Genomic DNA, 2,352 nt, shown 5'->3' on the forward strand with positions numbered 1-2,352 from the left:
CCGCCCCGGCGGGGCCGCCCGAACCGGGGGACTACCTCATCAGCTTCATCGGACCGGGGCCGCTCAGGGCGGTCGCGCCCCGGGCCATCGCCCTGGGCGGGATGCCCGGGTGGCGCGGCAAACGCATCGCCGCCGACGGTACCGCGGTCAACCTGCTCGACGACGGCCGCGGAGCTCTGCGCGAGGCCCTGCCGATGCGGGTCACGGTGGAGACGTCCTGGTCGGACGGCCGACCGACGATCGTCTGCTCGTACGGCTCGGACGGGCCCGTGCCGTGGCGCTGGGTCCGCGACGAGTTCCGTGCGCTGGACGACCGCCGGCTCCTGGGGTTGACCTTCGTCGGTGGCCCGTGGTCCCGGATCGCCGCGGCTCCGCTGCTCCTCACGCGCGCCTAGACCGCGCCCGGCCCGCGGCGCGCGGCCGGATCGTCAGCGGTTCGACTCGTACCTCGCGGCCAGGCGCGAGAGCGTCTCGGTGATCCCGGCGGCGTTCTTCTCCGCCATCCCGACGCGCTCCATGACCCGCCCGATCTTCGACTCACGGTTGTCGAAGCTCTCGGTGACCTCGGTCCGCCCGTCGGCGGTCGGGGTGAACTCCCAGCGCCAGCGGTGCCCGGCGGGGTGGGCCCACTCGACGACCTTGAGCTCCGGGGTGTCGACATGCTCGGTCACCGTGGAGGTGATGCGGTACGGGACGCCGTACATCCGCATCCTCGTGGTGAACTTCGCACCCTCGGACAGGGCGGACGGGCCCTTGACGTTGTCGCGGACCGTCCCCGATCCGTCGACGAGGCCGTGCTTCGCGGGGTCGTTGACCAGCGCGAACAACTCGTCGGCGGGGGCGTTGACGGTGACGCGCCGGGCGACGACACGCGGTCCGCGGTCGACTGTGGTGATGGAGGTCATGGGTGGACCGGTCCTCTCGGGAGACGTCGATGACGGTGCAGACCACGAGGGGTCTCGGGTCGGTGGGCCTGCCTCCGGACCACCGTACGCCCGAGTTCCGCCACGTTCCCGGCGACCGCACCGAGGCCGGCGCCGATGACCAGGCCCGGGGCCAGGCCGGTCGGGCCGGCGACCGCGAGCCCGATGATCAGGCCGGCCCCGGCCCCGTAGACGAGTCCCAGGCCGACCAGTGGTCCGGCCGCACGCGATCTCATCACCTCACCGTAGACCCCGGCGCCGCGCTGACGAGGCGGTCACGCAGCGGTCTTGAGTCCGACCACCCCGCCGATGATCACCAGGAGGAAGACCACCTTGGCCGGCGAGACCGGTTCCGCGCCGGTGGCCATGGCGTACAGCACGGTCAGGGAGGCGCCGATGCCGACCCACACGGCGTAGGCGGTTCCCACCGGGAGGCCTCTCATCGCGTAGGCCAACCCGGCCATGCTCACGACCAGGGCGACCCCGAACACCACGGACGGGACGAGCCGGGTGAAGCCCTCGGATCTGCCCAACGCGGTGGCCCACACCGCCTCGAGGATCCCGGACAGAACGAGTACGAACCACGCCATGACAGCCTCCGGCGGGCCGTCTTGTCGCGCTCCGGGTACGGCGCCCCTCGTCCGGGAGACCCGTCCACGGGACTCTGGGGACCATGCTGGCACATCGGGAGCCGGTCCGACCGATCCGGACTCCGACCACAACCGGCGAATCCGTCTCCCCACCCGACCGACTGCGGCATCATCCCCGGTGCGCGACCCTCCGGACGACCGGATGGAGCGCCCCTCGAAAGGACCCCCTTGATCACCCTCACCGTCCTCTACGGAACCCCCGACGACGTCGAGAAGTTCGACGAGTACTACGACGGGACCCACATCCCCCTCGCCCGCGCGGTTCCGGGCCTCGACGACGCCAAGGTCACACGCTTCCTGCCCGGCCCGGACGGCTCCGCACCCGAGTTCCACCTGATGGCCCAGCTGTTCTTCGCGGACGCCGAGGCGATGGGAGCCGCGCTTGCGACGGACGAGGGCCGGGCACTGGTGGCGGACGGGGCGAACCTCGGGATCACCCCGACGATGCTCGTGGGCTCCACCGGGTAACCGCCGGGAACGCGCGGCCGCGGAGGGGCCGTGGGTACGGTGAGGCCACCATGACCCCTCACCACTCCCCCTCTGCGCGGCCGGACCGGGCATCCGTCCCCCCGTTGGCGGTGGCCGTGATCGGCGCCGGCGCGATCGGGACCGCGGTAGCGGAGGCACTGGAGAACGGCGACGTCCCCGGAGCGCGTCTGGTGGCGGTGCTCCGCTCGGGCAGCACGCGCGACGAGGTCGACGCGGCCGTCGATGCCGCCGACGTCCTGGTCGAGGCCGCCGGGGTCGAGGCCGCGGAGGAGTTCGTCCCGCGCGTCACG

General features: G+C 72.7%; 5 protein-coding genes, 1 pseudogene and 1 riboswitch. Of the genes and pseudogenes, 3 read left to right on the forward strand and 3 right to left on the reverse strand.

All coding sequences use genetic code 11. From position 1 onward, the window contains the following. On the forward strand, positions 1–395 hold a 395-nt coding region (locus G6022_RS13500), incomplete at its 5' end, for a hypothetical protein (protein WP_182691762.1). 33 nt (positions 396–428) lie between these two features. On the opposite strand, the gene G6022_RS13505 is transcribed toward G6022_RS13500, so the two are convergent. From G6022_RS13505 to G6022_RS13515, 3 genes are read right to left on the reverse strand one after another with little or no spacing between them, the layout of a single operon-like run. Then, on the reverse strand, positions 429–905 hold the full coding sequence (locus G6022_RS13505) for an SRPBCC family protein (RefSeq protein ID WP_179523243.1): 477 nt from the start codon (positions 903–905) through the stop codon (positions 429–431). After that, positions 902–1,159, reverse strand: coding sequence for a hypothetical protein (locus G6022_RS13510; protein WP_182611046.1), 258 nt, complete (start codon positions 1,157–1,159; stop codon positions 902–904). Before G6022_RS13510 ends, G6022_RS13505 begins: the two co-directional genes overlap by 4 nt. A gap of 39 nt (positions 1,160–1,198) precedes the next feature. After that, positions 1,199–1,513 carry an SMR family transporter gene (locus G6022_RS13515; RefSeq protein ID WP_179523245.1) on the reverse strand — a complete coding sequence of 105 codons (315 nt, stop codon included), beginning with the start codon at positions 1,511–1,513 and terminating at the stop codon, positions 1,199–1,201. 10 nt (positions 1,514–1,523) lie between these two features. Next, positions 1,524–1,591: riboswitch (guanidine-III (ykkC-III) riboswitch) on the reverse strand. Positions 1,592–1,741: 150 nt separating this feature from the next. On the opposite strand from G6022_RS13515, the gene G6022_RS13520 reads away from it, so the two are divergent. Both G6022_RS13520 and G6022_RS13525 read left to right on the forward strand, forming a co-directional pair. Next, complete coding sequence (locus G6022_RS13520) at positions 1,742–2,041, forward strand: EthD family reductase (RefSeq protein ID WP_182611047.1); 300 nt, start codon at positions 1,742–1,744, stop codon at positions 2,039–2,041. Positions 2,042–2,091: 50 nt separating this feature from the next. Continuing rightward, positions 2,092–2,352, forward strand: a pseudogene (locus G6022_RS13525) (hypothetical protein); the annotation flags it as partial.

The sequence above is a fragment of the Dietzia sp. Cai40 genome, assembly GCF_014145165.1.
GTDB classification, from domain to species: domain Bacteria; phylum Actinomycetota; class Actinomycetes; order Mycobacteriales; family Mycobacteriaceae; genus Dietzia; species Dietzia natronolimnaea.

What these genes read in the sequence shown, in the direction of transcription:
- G6022_RS13515 (WP_179523245.1), bottom strand. Translation starts at nt 1,513, where the DNA reads ATGGCGTGGTTCGTACTCGTTCTGTCCGGGATCCTCGAGGCGGTGTGG.
- G6022_RS13505 (WP_179523243.1), bottom strand. Translation starts at nt 905, where the DNA reads ATGACCTCCATCACCACAGTCGACCGCGGACCGCGTGTCGTCGCCCGG.
- G6022_RS13510 (WP_182611046.1), bottom strand. Translation starts at nt 1,159, where the DNA reads ATGAGATCGCGTGCGGCCGGACCACTGGTCGGCCTGGGACTCGTCTAC.